The following is a 20,773-nucleotide window of genomic DNA, read 5'->3' as shown; positions in this document are numbered from 1 at the left end:
GAAACGTCCGGCACGCACCCTTCGTGGCGGCCCGAGCCTGGTTCCGTGCATATCTGGTTATTCAACACGGCAGAACCGCCCTTGGAGATGGAACAACTTATGGATGTATTGAGCGCCGATGAGCGTCAGCGCGCCGAGCGCTTCCATTTCGCAGAACACCGCTCACGATTTATCGCCGCACATGGCGCCATGCGGATCGTCCTGAGCGCTTGTGGTGCCGGCGCGGCAAAAGACCTGACTTTCGCCATCGGCACCAACAACAAACCCCGCCTGCAGACGCCAGAACATGCGCGACCACTCAGTTTCAATCTGTCCCACTCTGGCAGCTGGGGCCTTCTGGCGGTGGCAACAGAGGGCAGTATCGGCGTGGACATTGAAGAAATCCGCACGCTGGACCGAATGGAGAGGCTCGCCCAGGACACATTCGCGCCTGGCGAATATGTCGAACTTTCAGCACTTGATGAGATGCGGCGCCTGGATGGCTTCTTTGCCTGCTGGACGCGCAAGGAGGCCCTGATCAAGGCCGACGGTCGAGGCCTTGAAATTCCACTGAATTGTTTCGAAGTCAGGGTCGATCCTGACGCGCCGGCTGCTGTCCTGCGGGCCTGGGGCGCAGCTGACGCCATCAATGCGTACGGCCTATGGGACGTGCCACCGGTTCAGGGTTACCGCGCCGCCGTGGCAGCCCCGCATGGTTCATACGATTTCAAGTACTTCTACATACTCTGACACTGCGGCACGTCCTTTGCTTGTCAGCATGGTTCAGGTGTGCCTTGTCCTGACCGGCGCTGAAACGGAATCCGCACTCAGCCGGGGGAAGTCTTATGGATAAAATCAGGACTGCCGTCATTGTCGCCACGGCTGACAAGTATGTATCGACAGCGATCACGCTGGTCACAACGGCAATTGTTGCCCGTCTGATCAATCCGGCAGAATTCGGCGTTACAGTTCTGGGCGCAGCCGTTCTGCTCATGGCAAACACATTACGCGACGTGGGCTCGTCAGCTTACATTATCCAGGCAAAGGAGCTGACGCTCGCGAAACTGCGCGCTGCGTTTACCCTGAATCTTTTCCTGACCCTCGCCATCCTCCCCTGCATGGTTCTGTCAGCACCGGCCCTGGCTCGCCTGCTCAATTCGCCGGGCCTGGATCTCTATCTTAAGATTTGCGCTGTTCCGTTTGCGGTGGGTGCCATCGTCTACCCGCTACATGCGCTGCTTGCGCGCGACTTCGCATTTGGAAAGCTCGCTGTAATCAACATCGCATCGACAGTCTTCAATTCAGCGGTCCTGATCGGCACAGCCATCGCTGGCGCCAGTTATCTGAGTTTCGCATACGCGCAGGTTGTTTCGGCGTTGGTCGGCACATTGTTGCTGCTCTACTTCCGCCCGAGTTTCGAAATTTTCCGGCCATCGTTCAGCGCCTGGAAAGACGTCCTGTCATTCAGCCTGTTCAGTGGCGGCACCGGCATTGTGCAGCGCGCAACGGAAGTCCTCTCCGTTATGGCCGTTGGCAATTTCATGCCGCCGGCCATGGTCGGCCTGTTGAACCGCGCATCAATGATCGCCCAGTTTCCGGAACGCACCGTCATGGCCGGCGTCAGCGCTGCGGCCCTGCCGGCCTTCTCTGAGGCCGCCCGCGAAAAGAGTGACCTCAGGAAATACTACCTTGCTGCCGTCGAGCGGATTAGCGGATTGATCTGGCCCTGCCTCGGCCTGATCATCGTCCTTGCCGCCCCCCTGATCCGCCTGTTCCTGGGTAATGACTGGCTCGAAACCATTCCACTAGTGCAGATTATCGCAGGTGGACTGCTCCTGAATTTTCCCCCCGGACTGAACTATCCCATCCTGATTGCCCAGGGTGCGGTGCGACGTGCATTCCTGCTCGCGATCCTGCAGGCGTGTATCGTACTCCCGACAATTGTCATCAGCGCACAGTATGGAATCCATGCCGTCGCGTGGGCCACATGGCCTATTGTTGCGATCAACGTGGTCCTGTCGACCTGGTTCGTGCAGGCTTATGTGATACGATTTACATGGCTGGATATCGGACGCGCACTCTCCCGAAGTGCGGTTGCGACCGCCGCGACTGTTGCCGGCCCGCTTGCAATCGTTCACTATTCTGGTGGCAGCGCAAATGTCGGCCTTGCGGAGGGCCTTCTGGCGGTCGGTGTCGCAGGTGTGAGCTGGATTGCTTCCCTCTACCTGCTCAAGCACCCACTCCACATGGAATTTGCCCGCATCCTGCGCGCCATTGCACGTCGGATCACAGGCATTTTGCGGCCACGCGGGAGGCGCGTTTAAGCGCACCAGAGGTTGCAAATTCCCGGCGCTGCCGCAGTCTGCAAAAAATGTTCGAAAAGTAGCAATTCCTCAACAACAGCTGTGCTGTAATGCTCGCACAAGTTTGTTGTGACCGTGGCTATTTCCATGGCAAAGTGTAATTTGAAATAGTGTTCGGTCAGGTATTTCGATGCCGTGTTGTCGACCGGGAACGGGTGTGGGACAGTAAAGCATCATGGATATCCGTAACATGGCCCCCAACCGTGGTGGCATGCAGCAGGCTGCAAGCTGGTTTTTCCGTTCCTCGCCTACGGCTGAAATGCGAATCCGCCTGTTCTGTTTTCCGTGCGCTGGCTATGGCGCCGCGATGTATCGGGCATGGCAATCCCAGGCCCCGGCCTGGCTGGAAATCGTGCCCGTCCAGCCCCCCGGCCGTGCCAATCGGCTTGCAGAGCCTCCATTGGACAGTTTTCCTGAACTCGTTCGATCCATTCTTCCGGAATTGTCCACCCTGACAGACCGGCCTTACGCTTTTTTTGGACACAGTATGGGCGCTGTCTTCGCTTCGGAACTTGCCTCCGAGATCGTACGGCAGGAAATGCACGCCCCGATGCACCTCTTTCTTTCCGCACGGCAACCGCCCAACTTGCCCAGCCCCGTTGGCCCGCTCTCACACCTCGATGACATGACGTTCGTCGAAGAGGTGAACAAGCGCTATGGCGGCATTCCGCGCGAAATCATTGAAGCACCGGAAGTCCTGGAACTGCTGTTGCCAACGCTGAAGGCCGATATTCGCACGCTTGAAAGGATCGAGCGCGCCACTCCCCGCCGGTTACCGATCGCCATCAGCGCTCTTGGCGGCAAGGACGACAGGCTGGTTCCCGAACATCTTCTCGCGGGGTGGGGATCCTGGACCGAACAGGACTTTCGTCTTCAGATGTTCGACGGAGGGCATTTCTATCTGGAAGACCAGCGCTCGGCACTCATTTTGCATATCCAGGACGTTCTGGAAGCAAAAATGCCCGCAGCTGCAACACCCAGTAGTCCGTGAGCGCAAGCTCAGCTTTGTCGAGGGTGAAAGATATGGCGCCTGAACCAACTCGATCAGTAGCAATCATCGGGATGGCCTGCCGCTTTCCCGGCGGCGCGAATACGCCTGATGCCTACTGGAAGATGTTGTGTGAAGGTCGGGATGCTGTGGGTGAAATCCCTCCAACCCGCATGGACGTAGACGGGCTTTATTCGCAGACGCCGGCGACGCCTGGCCGGATCATGACGCGCTTCGGCGGATACCTTGAGGGTATCGAGCAGTTCGACGCGGGATTTTTCCATATTTCACCTCGTGAAGCGGAGCGCATGGACCCGCAGCAGCGGCTCTTGCTGGAGACAGCCTGGGAAGCGATTGAAGATGCGGGCCTGGACGCGAAAGCCTTGGCTGGACAATCCGTCGGGGTCTATGTCGGCCAATGGCTGAGCGATTTCGAGATGCGGCTCCTCAGCGATCCAACGATCACGGATTTCGAAATGACGACGGGAAGCGGCAGATACACGACATCCGGACGTGTGTCGCACTTCCTGAACCTGATGGGCCCGAGCCTGACACTCGACACAGCCTGTTCGTCATCGCTAACAGCCGTGCATCTCGCCATACAAAGCCTTCGCTCGGGAGAGTCCGATCTCGCATTTGCGGCGGGGGTCAATGTCATCCTCAGCCCCCACATCACCGTCGGCTACTCGCAGAGCCGCATGATGGCACCAGATGGGCGCTGCAAGTTTGGCGACGCTTCTGGCGATGGTTATGTTCGCAGTGAAGGAGCCGGCCTCGTTCTGCTCAAGCGGCTGGACCGCGCGCTGGCGGATGGCGACCGGATACATGCCGTCATTCGCGGTAGCGCCATCAACAATGATGGCAGGTCAAGCGGCTCTTTCGGGACACCCAGCCGCAAAGGGCAGGAAGCATTGCTCCGCCAGGCGCTTATTGATGCGAACTTGCCAGCGGCGTCCGTTGGCTATGTCGAGGCGCACGGCACAGGGACACGTTCCGGTGACCCCGTAGAACTCGGCGCGATCAGTGCCGTCCTTGGGGGCGGCCGCAGCCAGGCTCTCCACGTTGGCTCGGTCAAGACGAACATCGGACATACGGAAGGCGCGGCCGGCATGGCCGGACTGCTCAAGGCAGCTTTGGCCGTCAAGATGGGACATGTGCCGGCCAGCCTCCACTTTGACACTCCGAACCCGGACATCGACTGGGATTCCGCGCCGCTCGAAATTGCGCGCGAACGCCAGCTTTGGGATGGCCCCGAACGGATCGCCGGCGTCAGTGGATTCGGGATTGCCGGATCGAATGCGCACCTTCTTGTTCAGAACCCGCCGGCAGCCAAACTGGGACCGATCACGCAGGCGAACTGTTCTCGTCCCGCCATCCTGCCAATCTCCGCCGAGAGCCACGACGCCCTGCGTGAACTTGCCCGGCTGTATGAAAGAACACTCCGTACTGAGACTGGTATATCCGTTCACGAAATTTGCGCCGCGGCGGCCGGCAACCGGACAGCCCTCACAAATCGCGCCGCATTTGTTGGCCATGACCGCGATGAACTGATCGCGGCCCTTGAACGCTTCCGCTTCGGTGATGACGATGCGATTCGTGGGCAGGTCTGGACGGACACTTCGCCGGTCGTGACATTTGTCGCGCCGGGGCAAGGCGGACAATGGACTGGCATGGCACGATCGCTCATCGCAGCCGAACCGGTCTTCAGGCAATCCATCGATGCGTGTGAGCAGGCTCTTGCGCCACTGGTGGACTGGTCTCTGCAGGAACAGCTTCAGCTCGGAGACAGCGACGCCGGGCATCGCCTCAGCGAAATCGGGGTGATTCAGCCCGTACTCGTCGCACTCGCGATCAGCTATGCGCAACTGTGGCGCTCATTTGGCGTTCACCCGATGCTGACAATCGGCCACAGCATGGGCGAGGTCTCTGCGGCGGCCATATCGGGAATTCTTAGCCTGAAGGATGCAATGCGGGTAGTGGTTGCGCGTAGCGCCCTGATGGCGCGCACCAGCGGCGAGGGCGGCATGGCACTGGTGGAACTCCCGCGAGCGGATCTCGAGCCGATTCTGGATCCCTACTCCGGCAAACTCTGTGTTGCCGCAATCAACAGCCCCCGCGCAAGCATCATTTCTGGTGAGGTCGCTTCACTGGATACCGTTCTGGAAAAGCTTTCAGGCGACGGCATTTTCTGTCGCAAGGTCAAGGTGGACGTTGCGTCCCATGGTCCGCAAATGGCGGCGCTGGCGCCTGAGCTCGCATCCCAGCTTCATGACATCACCCCCGCCGAATTCAGCGTACCAATGCTCTCGACCGTAACGGGTAGCGCAACGGCCGGCCTGCAACTGGATGGCAGCTATTGGGCACGAAATTTGCGCGAACCCGTGCAATTCCTTGACGCTGTCGAAGCAGCGCTGGAGGCAGGCGCCGGTGCATTCATCGAGCTTGGTCCCAATCCCGTACTGCTGACATCGGTCGAGCAGATTCTCAGCCACGGGGATGCGGATGCTGTCCTGGCTGCCAGTGAGCGCCGCGACAGCCCGGCAATGGATATCATCGCCGAAGGCATGGCTAAACTCTGGACACGCGGCACTGATATTGACTGGGGCGCCTATTCAGGCACGCCGCGTCACGATGTGCCGCTGCCTCACTATCCCTGGCAACGTTCCCGGCATTGGCACGAGGCAGCCGAGGGGACGCATACAAGCAACAACCGCAAACGCCCGCACCTGTCCGAAGACGCGCGCGACATGCTCCACCAGCTTGCCTGGAAGCCGGTAGAGCACAAGGACGCAACCTCGGCGCAAGAGCAGGACTGGTTGGTCATCAGCCCAGAGATGATAGATGCGAGTGCACTGGCTGCCGCGCTGAAGAAGACAGGCGCCGAGGTCGATTGCCTGGAATTTAAGGCCGCTCATAGTGCGCTCGCTTCGGGTCACACCTATCATGGAATCGTGTCGATCGCACCAGACCTGGGTGCCGGGTTCTTGCCCATCAGGCTGCTTCAGCTCCTGCGCGAGAACAGTGTCGGGTCTCAGAGGGTCATAATCGTAACGCAAGGCGCCACAGTTGCAGGTGGCCCGGAACAGCGTGTGGCTATCGATCAGGCGTCCATGATGGGTGCCTTTCGGGTCGTTGCCGATGAGCATCCCGAATTCAGTTTTCGCCTCATTGATTCCGACCCCGACTTTCCGCTTGCCGAACAGGCGGACGCACTGGCGAGCCAGTGCCTGGCCGATAGCGCGGAGCCTGAGGCCGCGTACCGACAAGGGAGCTGGTTTGTCCCGCGCTTGCGCCAGTTCATGAACACTGGCGCTCACAAGACGGGTCCCGAATTGAAGAAGGACGCCGCCTACCTGATTACCGGCGGCCTGAGTGCACTGGGGCTGCGGGCAGCAGGTGTCCTTGCAAACGCCGGTGCACGCCACATCATCCTGATGTCGCGGCGCCCTCTTCCGCCTCGCAAGCATTGGGGGCGTGTCGCCGAAGGAACCGATGACGCGGACCGCATCGCAGGCGTTGTTGCGCTAGAGGCTTCCGGCGTTTCGGTGGAGATCGCGGCGCTTGATATTGCGGATGCCGACGCCTTGCGGGCATTTCTTTTAGCGCGCGAATCCGAAATGCGGCCGTCCGTCAAGGGGGTGATCCATCTGGCAACAGCTTATGATACGCGGCTTGCAGCTGACACGAACCAAGACAGTTTCAATCTGGCCATTGCCCCCAAACTGGATGGCGCGCGAATACTTGACCGTGAATTTCCGGACGTTGACCTGTTCGTTCTGTATTCCTCCACGATGGCGTTTGTTCCCCACCAGGGGCTGGCGGCTTATGCTGCCGCAAACTGCGGCCTGGATGCCCTGGCGTATGATCGGCATGCGCGTGGACAAGCCGCTGTGAGCGTCGCTTGGGGCCCGTGGAACCAACTCGGTCGCGCTGCGCTTGATCATGTCGCAGACGAATTCGAGGAACATGGCGAACTCGCCATGGATCCGCGCGAAGGAGATGCCTTGCTTGACTGGGTCATCGGCCAGTCAATGCCTGCCGTGAGCGCGTTCCGAATGGACTGGTCGGCATTCAGCAAAAGCCGGCCAGGGCGCGCGTACCATCTATTCGAAGAGCTGTTCGCCGGGGGCGTCGACACGTCTTCTGACAACGCGTCGTTCGAAAGTCTGTCCCTGACCGACCGCCGGAAGGCAGCGATGACCTTTGTTCCTGCGATCGTGACGAAGGTCCTCAAGCTGCGCCCTGAGGACTTTGACCCAATTCGACCTCTCGGGGACTTGGGATTGAACTCACTGATGGGCATCGAATTGCGGAACGCGCTTGAAAAGTTGGTGGGGCGCCCTCTGCCTGCCACGCTAGCCTGGACTTATCCGACAGCCAGTAAAATCATCGACTTCCTGTGCGCCAGTCCACATGGCGCGCAGACACCAACCTCTGCACCGGTTCCGGAAGCGGCTCTTTCGTCCGACGACCTTGAGACAAGCTTCTCAACAATCGAGGGCCTGAGCGAAGATGAAGCCCTTGCGGCCCTACTTGGAGGGCGCAAATGAGCCACGCTGAAACGCATACAAATCGAGTTTCTTCCATAAAACTTGCCTTGATGGCGCGCAGTGCACGCGAAAAAGTTGGCGCGACACTCGCAGCTGATCCGATCGCGATTGTCGGAATTGGATGCCGGTTCCCCGGAGGCGGCAACGACCCTGAGAGTTTCTGGTCGTTTTTGCTGGAAAGTCGCACGACGGTATCGCCCGTACCACCAGACCGGTGGGATGCTCGAAAATGGCACGGAGAGGGCCCGGATGCTGTCGGACTCAGCACCGCCGCTGGTGCGTCTTTCCTTGAGTCTGTCGACACGTTTGACTCAGGATATTTCGGTATTCCGCCCCGCGAAGCCGATCAGATGGATCCCCAGCAGCGGATTTTCCTTGAAGTGGCTGTTCAGGCAATGGAGGACGCCGGGATTCGATTCGAAGACCTGCGGCGTTCACGCACCGGGGTGTTTGTAGCCAGTTATCACAATGACTATGCACAGATGCTCTACCGCGACCCCGCCGCCATGGACCAGCGAACCCTGACGGGCACGCTACACAGCGTGTTGGCGAACCGGCTGTCATACATTTTCGATCTTCGCGGTCCGAGCGTTTCCATCGACACTGCGTGCTCGTCTTCGCTCGTTGCCGTGCACCTGGCCTGCCAAAGTCTCCGCACCGGCGAGAGCAATGTGGCTCTGGCAGGCGGGGTCTCGGCCATCCTTGCACCGGAACTGATGGTCAGCATGTCGCGGCTCGGATTTCTGGCGCCTGATGGCCTGTGCAAGACATTCGACGCGAGCGCCGATGGTTTCGGGCGGGGCGAAGGGTGCGGGGTGATTGCCCTGAAGCGCCTGTCCGACGCCTTGGCGGACGGCGACCGTATATGGTCTGTGATTCGTGGTTCGGTTGTGAACCAGGACGGGGAGTCGACTTTGCTTGCCGCTCCCAATGTGCAGGCCCAGGCAGCCCTGGTGCGCGAAGCTGTCGCAACCTCGCGGGTTGACGCAGATGATATTGTCTACGTCGAAACCCACGGCACCGGTACGATCCTGGGTGACCCGATCGAAGTAGATGCGCTGACTGAAACAATTGGCGCAAAAGCGGCTGACCGCCCGACCTGCCTCTTGGGCGGCGTAAAGGCCAATATCGGGCATCTTGAGGCGGCAGCCGGCGTGGCTGGCATCATCAAGGCGGCACTGGTCCTGAACAAGGGTGAAGTGCCAGCACAGCCCGGTTTCAAGAAGCTGAACCCGCACATTAACCTGGACCGGACGCGTTTTGAAATCGCGACCAGGCGGCAGCCATTACCCAGGTCAATCGGCACGCCTCTCGCCGGTGTCAGCTCGTTTGGCGTCGGGGGCACGAACGCGCATGTCATCCTTGAGGCCGGGCCAAAAGTCGATGCTCCAAAATCTGATGCACGAGACAGTGACATCTGGACGTTGCCGCTTTCGGCACGCACACCGGAAGGGTTGCTGCAAAGCGCGGCAGACTGGCAGGGCGTACTCGCCTCCCCCTCTCCTTCCCTGACGGATCTCTGCCACACAGCGGCAGAGAAGCGGTCGCATCATGCGCATCGCATCGCCGTGTCGGCGACGAGCCGGACCGCCCTCGCCCAGAAATTGGCAGAGCGTAGCGCAAAAGCCATTGAAGCGCCCTGCCCACAGATTTGCTTTGTGTTCTGTGGTCAGGGCCCCCAAACGGCACGCATGGGCATGTCGCTGGCCGCCTGCGAGCCCGTTTTTGCCAAGCACCTTGAGACATGTGACGGGCTGATTCGGCAATATGCTGGGTGGTCACTCCTGGAAGAACTCGCGCGGGAGGACGTCGATAGCCGATTGCAGGAGACTGCGATTGCACAGCCGGCGCTGACCGCATTGCAAACCGGGCTGGTCGCTTTGCTGAAATCCTGGAACCTGGAACCCGACACCGTCATCGGCCATAGCGTGGGCGAAATCGCAGCCCTGCAATCAGCCGGTATCGTGTCTCTCGAGGATGCTATCCGTATCGCCTGTCATAGAGGCGAGATCATGCAGGCCGCTGACGGTACAGGTGCCATGGCTTCGGTGTTGGTGGATTCTGCGGCGGCGGCGGAAGCGATTGCCCCGTTCGGCAAGGCGCTCAGCATCGCCGCAATTAATGCGCCGGGGGAGACGGTGATATCCGGAGAATCCGCTGCTCTGGACGCGCTGCTGGATACGCTCAAGACGCAAGGCATTGGACTGCACCGCCTACCCGTACGCTACGCATTTCACAGCGAACAGATGTCGCCGTTTGAGAAGCGCCTGGTTGAAACTGTTCGCGCGGTGACCTCACATCCGGCAACCGGCATACGTGCCATCTCCACCGTCACGGGCAAGCCTGTCGAGCAGGTCGACGCGGCGCACTTTGCACGCGGCATTCGCGCGCCAGTTCTTTTTGCCAAGGCGATGCAAGCAACAGCAGGCGACGAGCGGACTGTTTATGTCGAGATCGGCCCGCACCCTGTCCTGTCTGCTTCGATTGCAGCGAGCATGGACCAGGCCGGAGCACCGGACCGGCCAATCGTTCCGACCTTGCGACGCGGCCGGCTCGACCGGGAGGTGATAGCCGAATGTGCAGCGAAGCTATTCGAAACCGGATATTCTCCGAAATGGTCCGCCCTGCAGCCTTCAGGCGGACGCGTTGTCTCTCTCCCCAATTACCCATGGCAGCGTCAACGGCACTGGCGGGACGTGAATACGTCGGTGCTACAACAGGCCGGCATCGATTCCGGTCACCCTTTGCTGGGTTACCGCCTGAACATCACGGCCGACGACCTTGTCGTTTACGAAGGTGGCCAGACAGCGAGTTTGGGCTGGTTGCTTGAGCACCGGATTTTTGGTCAGGCCATTGCACCGGCGACAGCAGTCATGGAACTGCTGGCCGCCGCTGCGCGGGCTATCGGCGGCCAGACGGCGCGGCTTGATGATTTCACCCAGTTGGCGCCGCTACCGCTAGGCGGACCTGGCGAGCTCCAATCGCGTTGGCAGGTTGTCGCACAGCTCCGCAAAAACGTCTGGGTACTGAAGCTCAACTTGCTGGATGATGATGTCGGCACTTCCGAAGGCAGGGCGATTGCTGAGGCCAGCGTCTCGGCAGACCTTGCTCCAGCTCGACCATACGAACCCGACAGCCAGTTCCTGACAGACGATAAAGCCTTCAACGATAGCAAGACGACCGTTACAGATTCGGCAGTGATTTCGCGTTTCCGCACAATCGGTGCTGATTTCGGCGCATCATTCCAGCTGCTCTCAGACGTCAAGATTGCGCCAGCTGCAGCTACCGGGCGGGTAACATTGCCAGAGGCGCTGACCGGGTCCGCCCACCTTGTTCATCCAGCGGCTCTGGACGCGGGCGTACAACTTTGCGTCATTGCCGCCGCCGGAGATGCCGCAACGACCTGGCTTCCGGTTGCGGTGAAGTCATTCAGAACGCTCAATCCGTCAGCATCGCATAGCCTCGACGCCGAAGTGCGGCTCATTGCAAACGGCTGCAATGGCACGCTTATCGCGGACATCAGCTATCGCGATCCCGCCGGATTGCTTATTGCAGAAATTACAGGCCTGCGCTTCGCAAAAGCTACGCAAGCCACGTTGGCCGCAGGTATTGCAGCCCCGGTACAGCTCTATGCGACCCGGTGGCAGGCAGAGGCGCGTGAAGCGCACTCGCCAGTCGCTCCCGTGCAATCATGGCTTGTCATGTCTGGCGACAAGCAGGGCGAAGAGCTGACTGACGCCTTGAAAGCGATCACGGATGACGTGCGTGTACTCGGCCTGAAAGCTGATGAAGGGGAACTGAGCGCAGCCCTCAACTGGCTCTCTGCAGCTCCCGAGCCACGGCAAATCATCGATCTGACAGGGCTGGCAGACGGGGCTGGCCCTGCCGAGGCTGTGATCACGACACTGGAACATGTCCAGGCAATCGCAGCCCATGCACCTTCGGCGAGCTTCGCTGTTGTCACACGCGGTGCTTTCACAACTGATGGCGACGCATCAGCGCCATCGGTACAGGGAGCGGCAATTCAGGGATTCGCTGCGACAGCATCGCTTGAGCATCCCGAAATGGCCATTCGCGGTATCGATCTCGATCCGGCAGCAGATATGTCTTCAGCGAATGAGATTGCCGCAGCCCTGTCTGCACAGCTCGGGCGCAAAGGGCCCACAAAATTGGCATTGAGGGGCGAGGACTGGCTGTCTCCGCATATTACACCGGCGCGCCTCGCAGGCACTTCTAGCTATCGGGCTGTCCGACGCCGGGATTCTGCTGGCATTGATGGCCTCACGATGGAAACGCTGGAGCGGAACAAACTCTCGAAAGGCCAGGTTCGCGTCGCGGTCCGACATGCTGGCCTGAACTTCCGTGACGTCCTCAGCACGCTTGGAATGCTGGATGGCACTTTGCCACCGCTCGGCGTGGAATGCGCCGGTGAAGTTATTGAAGTTTCCCCGGAGGTGACAGCATTCAAAGCAGGCGACCGTGTTTTTGGCTATGCTCCCGGTGCGTTTTCCGAGGAAGTCATCGTTCCGGCGGAATGGATGACGCTGATACCTGATCAAATTACGGATGAAGATGCAGCTGGCCTGACAGTCGCATTTGGAACGGCGCTTTATGGGCTGGACAGCATTGCGCGACTGAAAGCGGGCGAGCGCGTGCTGATACATGCCGGTGCTGGTGGTGTCGGGCTCGCAGCGGTCCAGATTGCACTTGCCCGAGGGGCAGAAGTCTTCACGACCGCTGGATCAGAGCGCAAGCGTGACATGCTGCGGAGCCTGGGCGTCAATCACGTCTTTGATTCCCGCGCACTCGATTTCGAGAAACAGGTTCTGGACGCGACGCAGGGCGAAGGCGTCGATGTCGTGCTCAACTCTCTGGCCGGCGATTTCATACTGGCGAGTGTTCGATCACTTTCGGCTAATGGGCGCTTTCTTGAACTCGGCAAACGGAATCTTCTCAGCCAAGATGAGTTTTCAGCCATCCGGCCCGCTGCAAGCTATTGCGTGTACGACCTTGGGCAAATCATCGAGGCCGAACCGGCCCGCCTTAAGCCTGTGCTCGATATTGTCCTGACCGGGATAGCGGACAAGAAATTTTCGCCCCTGCCGACGCGTGTCTTCGGCATTGAGCAGACTGAGGAAGCCATGCGTTTCATGGCGTCTGCCAAGCATGTCGGGAAAGTCGTCCTCCGCGTACCACCAAGGCTGACTTCTACTGTCCGGGGCAATGCGAGCTACTGGATCACCGGGGGGCTGGGCGGTCTTGGTCTTTATACGGCACGGTGGCTCACTGACAGCGGCGCGCAACATATTGTGCTGAGCGGACGTCACGCTGCGAGCGAATCCGCCAAGGCCGCGATTGCCGGGATCGAGAAAACTGGCGCAAGAGTCCATGTGCTCACGTGTGATGCAGGCGATCATGCATCCAACGTGAAGGCGCTTGCGGTGATCAAGGATACGATGCCGCCTTTGCGCGGGATCATTCATGCAGCCGGCGCTTTGCGTGACGGCCCGGTGCTGACCCGCCAGCGTGAAGATGTGGAAGCGGTGTTTCGTGGCAAGCTCGCAGGCGCCGAATCGCTGGATCAGCTTACGCGCGATCTACCGCTGGACTTCTTCGTTTGCTATTCAGCGGCAGGCACGACGCTCGGTGCACCGGGTCAATCGCTTTATGCGGCCGCAAACACAGCGCTTGACGCGCTTGCCGCAAGACGCAGGCACGCTGGATATCCGGCTTCGAGTATCGCCTGGGGTTCCTGGAGCGGTGCAGGCATGCTTGCAGAGCTTGCTGCAAATGGACGCGATGTCTGGGCTCAGAGGGGGCTCGGGAACATCACACCTGAGATTGGTTTCCCGCAGCTTGAGCAGATGCTCCGGTCGGGAATGCCAAATGCCATGGCAATGGTAATTGACTGGCGCAGGTTTGCTGCGACCGCACCGGAAGCGCTGGATGTGCGTCCTTTTTCCGAGTTCATGAAAGGACCCACGTTAACGGGACGCGAACCAGTCAGAGCGCAGGAACAGACTCTAGGCGAAAAACTGAAGATCGCGTCACCAGCCGAACGCCGCGCCAAACTTCGGGACTGCGTTGAGACGGCCGCCAGACACATTATCGGAATTCAAACCGACATGAATATTGATCCCGACAAACCCCTAAAAGACATCGGTCTGGATTCGCTGATGGCCGTCGAAATGCGCAATGAATTAGCACGTGGAATTGGCCTGCGGCTAAACGCGACTTTGCTGTTCGATTTTCCGACCCTCAATCGCCTGGTTGAGCATCTGGATCGCGCCCTATCTCCGGCCAAGCCCGAAACATCAACGGTTTCAATGCGTGACGCGGATGATCTCGACAATTTGTCTGATCAGGAACTCGCCGCCCTACTGGAGGAGGAACTGGCCGCCTCCGGAATCAGCCGGGATGCGAAACGGGAGCCGCAGTCATGACGTCTGCATCTGAGCAAATCAAACAAGCGCTGCTCGAAATACGGCGTCTCCGCAGGGACCTTGAGGCGAAGGAGGCGGGCAGCTATTCCGGGCCGATTGCAATCGTCGGAACAGGTTTGCGATTGCCCGGCGGCATTTCCAGTCTGGCGGGATTTGAGGCGCTCCTTGATGAGGCCCGGCATGTCATAACGGAAGTGCCTGCAAGCCGGTGGCGCCCGGAAGATGCCCCTGCGGATCTTCCAAAATCGGCGAGGTATGGCGCATTTCTTGATCAAGTCGATATGTTTGACCCGGAATTTTTCGGCATATCCGGCACTGAAGCCGCCAGCATGGATCCGCAGCAAAGACTGGTACTGGAAACAGGCTGGGAGGCGCTCGAGCATTCGGGACACGCGCCGGACAGTTTTTCGGAAAAGTCACTGGGAATCTTTCTTGGCATGGCCAACAGTGACTACGGGCGCAGCCTGTTGCGCGACCTGCCAGCCATCGATCCCTATTTCACGTCAGGCTCGGCGTTCTCCGTGGCGAGCGGGCGACTGGCTTACTTCCTCGGCGCCAAGGGCCCTGCGATCACACTGGACACCGCATGCTCATCTTCACTGGTTGCGATGCATCTCGCCTGTCACGCGCTCAAGTCCGGAGAATGCGACATTGCCCTGGCAGGCGGCGCCAACCTCATCCTTTCTCCCGAAGTTCATGTGAACTTTTCGCGCGCGAGCATGTTGGCGAGTGATGGGCTTTGCAAGACGTTCGACGCTGATGCTGACGGATATGTCCGTGGCGAGGGATGCGTCCTGTTCGTCCTTCGGCGGCTGGAGGATGCGCAAGCAGACGGCGACAATATTCTGGCCATTATTCGAGGCAGCGCCATCAACCAGGATGGCCGCAGCAACGGCCTGACCGCACCCAATGGTCCCGCTCAGGAGGCCGTCATAAAGTCGGCCCTGAACGATGCCCGCGTGAATGCGCACACAGTTGGATATGTCGAAGCGCACGGCACCGGCACACCGCTGGGCGACCCAATCGAGATGAATGCGCTTGCGAGCGCTTACAGCCGGGACGATAGCGGCGCGCCGGCGATGTTCGTCGGATCCGTCAAAACCAACCTCGGGCACCTTGAGTCTGCTGCTGGAGCCGTCGGTGTCCTGAAGTGCATCGTCGCACTGCAGAGCGGACGAATACCTGCGCACCTGAATTTCAAGACGCCCAACGATCACATCGAATGGCCATCCAGTTCCGTGACCGTACCGGTTGATCCCCAGCCCTGGCCAGTCAACGAAGGGCCACGACGAGCCGGAGTGAGCTCATTCGGGTTTAGCGGCACCAACGCCCACCTGGTGCTGGAACAGGCTCAGTATAAAGATCCGAAGGCGGTCGACACGTCCCTGCCCTGCCAGGTTTTCCCTCTGTCTGCACGAACGCCCGAAGCCGCGTCGGAACTCGCCGCTCGGACGGCCACGGTACTCGCTGAGCGTAACGACCCGCTGACAGACCTGTGCTTTACGGCAGCGGAAGGCAGGGCCCATTTTCAGTATCGCTTCGCCGTAGCAGTCCGGGACAAGGCCGAACTTTCGGCAGCACTGCAAAGCGCAGCGAGTGGTCAATGCCATCCCGGCCTTGTGTCAGGACGTGCAATTCCCGGCAACCGACCGAAAGTGGCTTTTCTCTTCACGGGTCAGGGGGCACAACACCCAGGAATGGGGCGCGCGCTCTACGACACGCAGCCGGTTTACAGGGATGCAATCGATCAATGCAATGACCTGCTTGGAGACGCTGTCCCCGGGGGATTGCTGGCCGTTTTGCATGCCGACCAGGACGACACACGCGTGATCGATCCGAGCGTTGCGCAGCCGGCATTGTTTGCCTTGGAATATGCACTGGCGAGACTCTGGATGTCATTTGGTGTCATACCTGACGCCTTGTGCGGGCACAGCCTTGGAGAGTTTGTCGCGGCAACAATCGCCGGCATTCTGCCGCTTCAGGATGCACTTTCACTTGTCGCCGAGCGTGGTCGACTGTCGGCCGAGGCAGCCAGTGGCGGGATGATGGCCAGCGTGTTCTCCAGCGCCGACACGATCCTGCCTCTCACCGAAGGCACGCAATCGGTTGAGATTGCAGCCTATAATGGCCCGAACAATCATGTCCTGAGCGGCCATTCGGATGAACTGGAACCCCTTATCTCGCAGTTCACTACTATGGGAATCCGTGCCGAACCTCTGAGGATTGCATTTGCTGCGCACTGCGCTCTTGTCGATCCGGTTCTGGACCGCTTCAAGGCCGCTGCTGAAAAAGTCCACTTCCAGAAGGGTTCAATCCCCATCGTATCAAATCTCACGGGAGAGTTTGCGGACTCCAGTGCCATGGAAACACCTGACCACTGGGTCAATCACCTCCGCCAACCCGTTCGCTTCGCCGACGGAATTCAGAGCTTGCGTGAATTCGGCATTACGCACTTTGTTGAAATTGGTCCGCACCCGGTACTTTCTGCCATGGCAATGGAATCAGACGAACGAACGGGGTCATCCAACAGGGCGGCGTTTCTGGCATCCCTACGCCGAAATGGCGAGCCTGGTCTCGAGATTGCAACGAGCCTGGCGCGCCTCTACGTTGATGGCGCTAACGTGGATCCGGCTTCCCTTTCGAGAAACCGCAACAACCGCCGCGTTCCGCTACCGACCTATCCCTTTGAGCGCACCCGGCACTGGCACCCAAGCGCACCGCAACCCGGAGCGTCAGGCGTGTGGCAAACGGACACTCACTGGAAAAGACTTTCCGCTCGCCTGGACAGGCAATCTGAGCGCGGCCCCCTTGGATTCGACGCGGCAGCCTATCCAGAGAAATGGCAAGCTCTTGGCGATCTCCGCCGCGCACTCGTAATTTCCCTGCTTCGAGATAATAATCTGTTTACAGAAGATGGAGAACAGCGAACCTTTGCCGACGTATCCAGGCAAATGCGCGTGACCGCAGAACTGGTTCCGCTTGTAGGTCGCTGGCTTCATGCCCTGGCTGATAGCGATGATCTCGACATCGAGAATGATCGGATAACCGCGCCGCGCAAGCTTGCGAACCCGGACCTTCCGTCTGCCATGACCCACGTCAAAACTATGCTTAGCGATAACGTACCGCTTTGTGATTACGTGCTTCACTGCGCAAACCTTCTCGGTCCTGTCCTGCGGGGCGAGGCCAGTCCGCTGGAGACACTGTTTCCCGGCGGCGACTTTTCGCTTGCACTTGGACTGTACGAGCGATCCTCAACCATGCGTTACATGAATGACCTTGCCGCCGCAGCCTTCGAGGCACTCGCAGCGACAAAGCCAAACCTCGCCATTCTGGAAGCGGGAGCAGGAACTGGAGGCACGACAGCAGCTGTCCTTGATGTGCTCGACGGCGCCCAGGGCAATTACACGTTCACGGATGTTTCCGATCTATTCCTGGATCGTGCAAAAGAACGGTTCGCCGATCATGACCGCGTCAGCTATGCGCGGTTTGACCTTGAGACTTCGCCCAGCGAGCAGGGGTTTCAACCGGCCAGCTTCGATATTGTCCTCGCCTCAAACGCCGTTCATGCCGTACGCAACCTGCCGGATACACTGGCCTATCTTCGCAGTCTCCTACGCCCGTCTGGCGTGTTGTTGCTCATCGAGTCGACGACGCATTTCGCTTGGTTCGACGTGACCACTGGTCTCATTGAGGGCTGGCGCCATGCAGAGGACGACCTGCGTGACGACCTCGCACTCATGGACGCCACCAAGTGGCAAGGTGCGCTGCTGGACGCAGGCTTCAGCGCTGTTGAGAGCTGGCCGAGACCGGGTTCCTCGGCGGAATCGGTTGGTCAGCACCTGCTTGTCGCGAGAGCCCCTTCGGATACGGCAATCGCCCAGCCTGACACACTCTTCGCAACACCCCAGTTTATCGAAGCGCCCCGTCTCGAAGCTGCTCCGGAAATTGCCGCAGCGATTGAAGCGATTGCCAATGCGCTGCCGGGCGAACGTGCCAAGGCAATCAGTGAACTCGTTCGCCTTCGTGTCGTGATGTTGCTTCGCCGCCGGACGGACCGCCCACCTGGCGATGATGAGAGACTACGCGACATTGGTCTGGACTCGCTCATGGCGGTTCAACTCAGAAATGCCCTGACCCACGATCTCGGGATTGACGGCGGGCTGCCGATGTCACTTGTATTCGATTATCCGACCATTGGCGCCCTGTCCCAATTCCTGTCCGCAATAAATGGCACGTCCAAACCTGCAGAAGCTGGTTCTGCCGTCAGGCAACGGACTGAAGACATCGTTCCCACGGACGTTACCAATATGACAGACGAAGAGGTTGAAGCCCTGCTGCTGGAGCGCCTCAAACGATGACGTCTCAACTCCCTACCAAGGACGCGAACATTCCGGAGCTTTCGCCGCTCAAACGGGCGTTTTTGGCGTTGGAAGAAGCTGAAGCACGCGCAAAGAGGCTTGAAGATGCCGCACGGGCTCCCATCGCGATCATAGGACAGGGCTGCCGTATTCCGGGCGCTGACCGCCCGGAAGCCTTCTGGCAGCTTCTAGATTCCGGAACCGACGCGACGCGCCCCATACCAGCCGACCGCTGGGACCATGACAAATATTATACGACTGACCCTGATCAACCGGGAGGCATTGCCACAAACAGGGGCGGATTTCTGGAACAAGTTGACCGGTTCGATGCCAACCTCTTCGGCATTGCGCCGCGTGAAGCGCGTAGCATGGACCCTCAACAACGCCTGTTCCTCGAAACCGCATGGGAAGCGCTGGAAAATGCCGGACTCGCGCCTGACAGCTTGTCGGGCACCAGGACGGGCGTGTTTTGTGGCGTCACTGGCTCCGACTATGCGTACATGCAGCTTGCGACACAGGATCCGGAAGCCCTCGACGCCCATTTCACTTCAGGAATAGCGCATAGCATCGTCTCCGGTCGCCTATCTTACCTGCTTGGTCTGCAAGGGCCGAGCATCACGATCGACACCGCGTGCTCGTCCTCACTTGTGGCGGTCCATCAGGCTGTTCAGTCACTGCGGCGCGGTGAAACGCGCATGGCGCTGGCGGGCGGAGTCAACACGATCCTGTCCCCGGAAATATTCATTGCACTGTCGCGCGCCCACATGCTGGCACCAGACGGACGATGCAAGACATTCGATGCAAGCGCTGACGGCTTTGCGCGCGGCGAGGGCTGCGGCGTCATTGTGCTGAAGCGGCTCGTGGACGCACAGGCCGACGGCGATCGCGTGCTTGCGGTCATACGCGGCAGTGCGATCAACCAGGATGGTCCCTCCAGTGGATTGACCGCTCCGAACGGCCCGGCGCAAGAGGCGGTTATCAGGGCCGCGCTGGCCGATGCCGGGATCGAGACCTCGGACCTAGGCTATCTTGAAGCCCACGGCACGGGAACCTCGCTGGGCGACCCGCAGGAAATGCAGGCGATCGGCAATGTTTTCGCGTCCCACCGGGCCGCGCCGCTGATTGTGGGATCAGTGAAAACCAATATCGGCCATCTCGAAGCAGCTGCCGGCGTCACCGGTGTAATCAAGCTGGTGCTCATGCTGATTGCGAGGCGCATTCCGCCTCACCTGCACCTCAATACGCCGAGCCCACACATACCCTGGCATAGTCTGCCAGTTCGCATTCCAACGCAGGCTGAGCCATGGGGGGCCATCAATGGAAGGCGTATCGCATCGGTCAGCTCGTTCGGGTTCAGCGGAACGAATGCACATGTGGTCCTTGAGGAAGCTGACAGCCACACGTCATCGCCAGCTTGTGAAGAACCGTCGATCATTGCTGTCTCAGCAGCCACTGAGGAAGCCTTGCGTGAACTCGCATCTCGCCACGCAGAGGCGCTGTCGAAATCCAGCGCACCAGCTTTAAAAGACATGTGCCGCACGGCAAATGCCGGGCGCGCCCAGCTGCCCTATCGCGCAGTCGTGTCAGGCGCTACGCACGCGGAAATGCAGGCAGGGTTTCTGCAAGTCGCCCGTGATGATCAACTGATCACTGGTCCCATTCGGTCCAGGCCAAAGGTAGCCTTCCTGTTCACAGGACAGGGTGCCCAGTTCATTGGGATGGGCCGGGAGCTGTATGATCGCATTCCTGTTTTCAAGGCGGTGCTGGACGCCGCTTCGGAACGCCTGAAGGATCGGCTGGAAGTATCGCTGCTCGACGTCATATTCGGAGCAGCCGAAGACGACAGCCTGCTCGATCAGACGCGCTATACGCAACCTGCCCTGTTTGCCATCGAGTACGCACTCTACCGAGTGTGGCAATCCTGGGGGATTGAGCCTGATCTTGTGATCGGCCATTCCATCGGGGAATATGCCGCCGCTTGCGTCGCGGGCATCCTGAGCTTCGAGGACGGTCTGGACGTGGTGGCTGAGCGCGGCAGGCTGATGAATACTCTGCCAGCTGGCGGAGGCATGATGTCGGTCAATGCCGCCGA

The 20,773-nt window shown here is 59.7% G+C and carries 7 protein-coding genes (1 of these 7 cut by a window edge); all 7 read left to right on the top strand.

What is annotated here, in order from left to right; all coding sequences use genetic code 11:
• Positions 1 to 87 precede the first annotated feature (87 nt).
• Positions 88 to 729, top strand: coding sequence for a 4'-phosphopantetheinyl transferase family protein (locus tag ACQ66M_RS13100; protein WP_430404409.1), 642 nt, complete (start codon positions 88 to 90; stop codon positions 727 to 729).
• Positions 730 to 824: 95 nt separating this feature from the next.
• A complete protein-coding gene (locus tag ACQ66M_RS13095; protein WP_430404407.1) occupies positions 825 to 2,303 on the top strand; it encodes an oligosaccharide flippase family protein in 1,479 nt (492 codons plus the stop codon).
• A 229-nt stretch (positions 2,304 to 2,532) separates the two neighbouring features.
• Positions 2,533 to 3,333: a thioesterase II family protein gene (locus ACQ66M_RS13090; RefSeq protein ID WP_430404405.1), complete on the top strand. Its 801-nt coding sequence runs from the start codon at positions 2,533 to 2,535 to the stop codon at positions 3,331 to 3,333.
• Positions 3,334 to 3,365: 32 nt separating this feature from the next.
• Positions 3,366 to 7,880 (top strand): type I polyketide synthase, encoded by a 4,515-nt coding sequence (locus tag ACQ66M_RS13085; protein WP_430404403.1) that lies wholly within the window; start codon positions 3,366 to 3,368, stop codon positions 7,878 to 7,880.
• A 50-nt stretch (positions 7,881 to 7,930) separates the two neighbouring features.
• Positions 7,931 to 14,323 (top strand): type I polyketide synthase, encoded by a 6,393-nt coding sequence (locus ACQ66M_RS13080; RefSeq protein ID WP_430404401.1) that lies wholly within the window; start codon positions 7,931 to 7,933, stop codon positions 14,321 to 14,323.
• On the top strand, positions 14,320 to 18,681 hold the full coding sequence (locus ACQ66M_RS13075) for a type I polyketide synthase (RefSeq protein ID WP_430404399.1): 4,362 nt from the start codon (positions 14,320 to 14,322) through the stop codon (positions 18,679 to 18,681). Before ACQ66M_RS13080 ends, ACQ66M_RS13075 begins: the two co-directional genes overlap by 4 nt.
• Positions 18,678 to 20,773, top strand: partial view of an SDR family NAD(P)-dependent oxidoreductase gene (locus ACQ66M_RS13070; protein ID WP_430404397.1) — the beginning only. 5,470 nt of this gene lie beyond the right edge of the window; 2,096 of the gene's 7,566 nt are visible here — the first part of the coding sequence; its start codon is at positions 18,678 to 18,680; the stop codon falls past the right edge of the window. The genes ACQ66M_RS13075 and ACQ66M_RS13070 overlap by 4 nt, the downstream gene beginning before the upstream one ends.

This window comes from Hyphomonas sp., assembly GCF_965284475.1.
Taxonomy (GTDB): Bacteria; Pseudomonadota; Alphaproteobacteria; order Caulobacterales; family Hyphomonadaceae; genus Hyphomonas.
The sequence above is the reverse complement of the archived record's forward strand: the minus strand, read 5'-3'. Positions and strand labels throughout refer to the sequence as shown.

Coding starts and splice junctions, on each gene's coding strand:
- ACQ66M_RS13090 (WP_430404405.1), top strand. CDS start 2,533: ATGGCCCCCAACCGTGGTGGCATGCAGCAGGCTGCAAGCTGGTTTTTC.
- ACQ66M_RS13085 (WP_430404403.1), top strand. CDS start 3,366: ATGGCGCCTGAACCAACTCGATCAGTAGCAATCATCGGGATGGCCTGC.
- ACQ66M_RS13075 (WP_430404399.1), top strand. CDS start 14,320: ATGACGTCTGCATCTGAGCAAATCAAACAAGCGCTGCTCGAAATACGG.
- ACQ66M_RS13080 (WP_430404401.1), top strand. CDS start 7,931: ATGGCGCGCAGTGCACGCGAAAAAGTTGGCGCGACACTCGCAGCTGAT.
- ACQ66M_RS13100 (WP_430404409.1), top strand. CDS start 88: ATGGAACAACTTATGGATGTATTGAGCGCCGATGAGCGTCAGCGCGCC.
- ACQ66M_RS13095 (WP_430404407.1), top strand. CDS start 825: ATGGATAAAATCAGGACTGCCGTCATTGTCGCCACGGCTGACAAGTAT.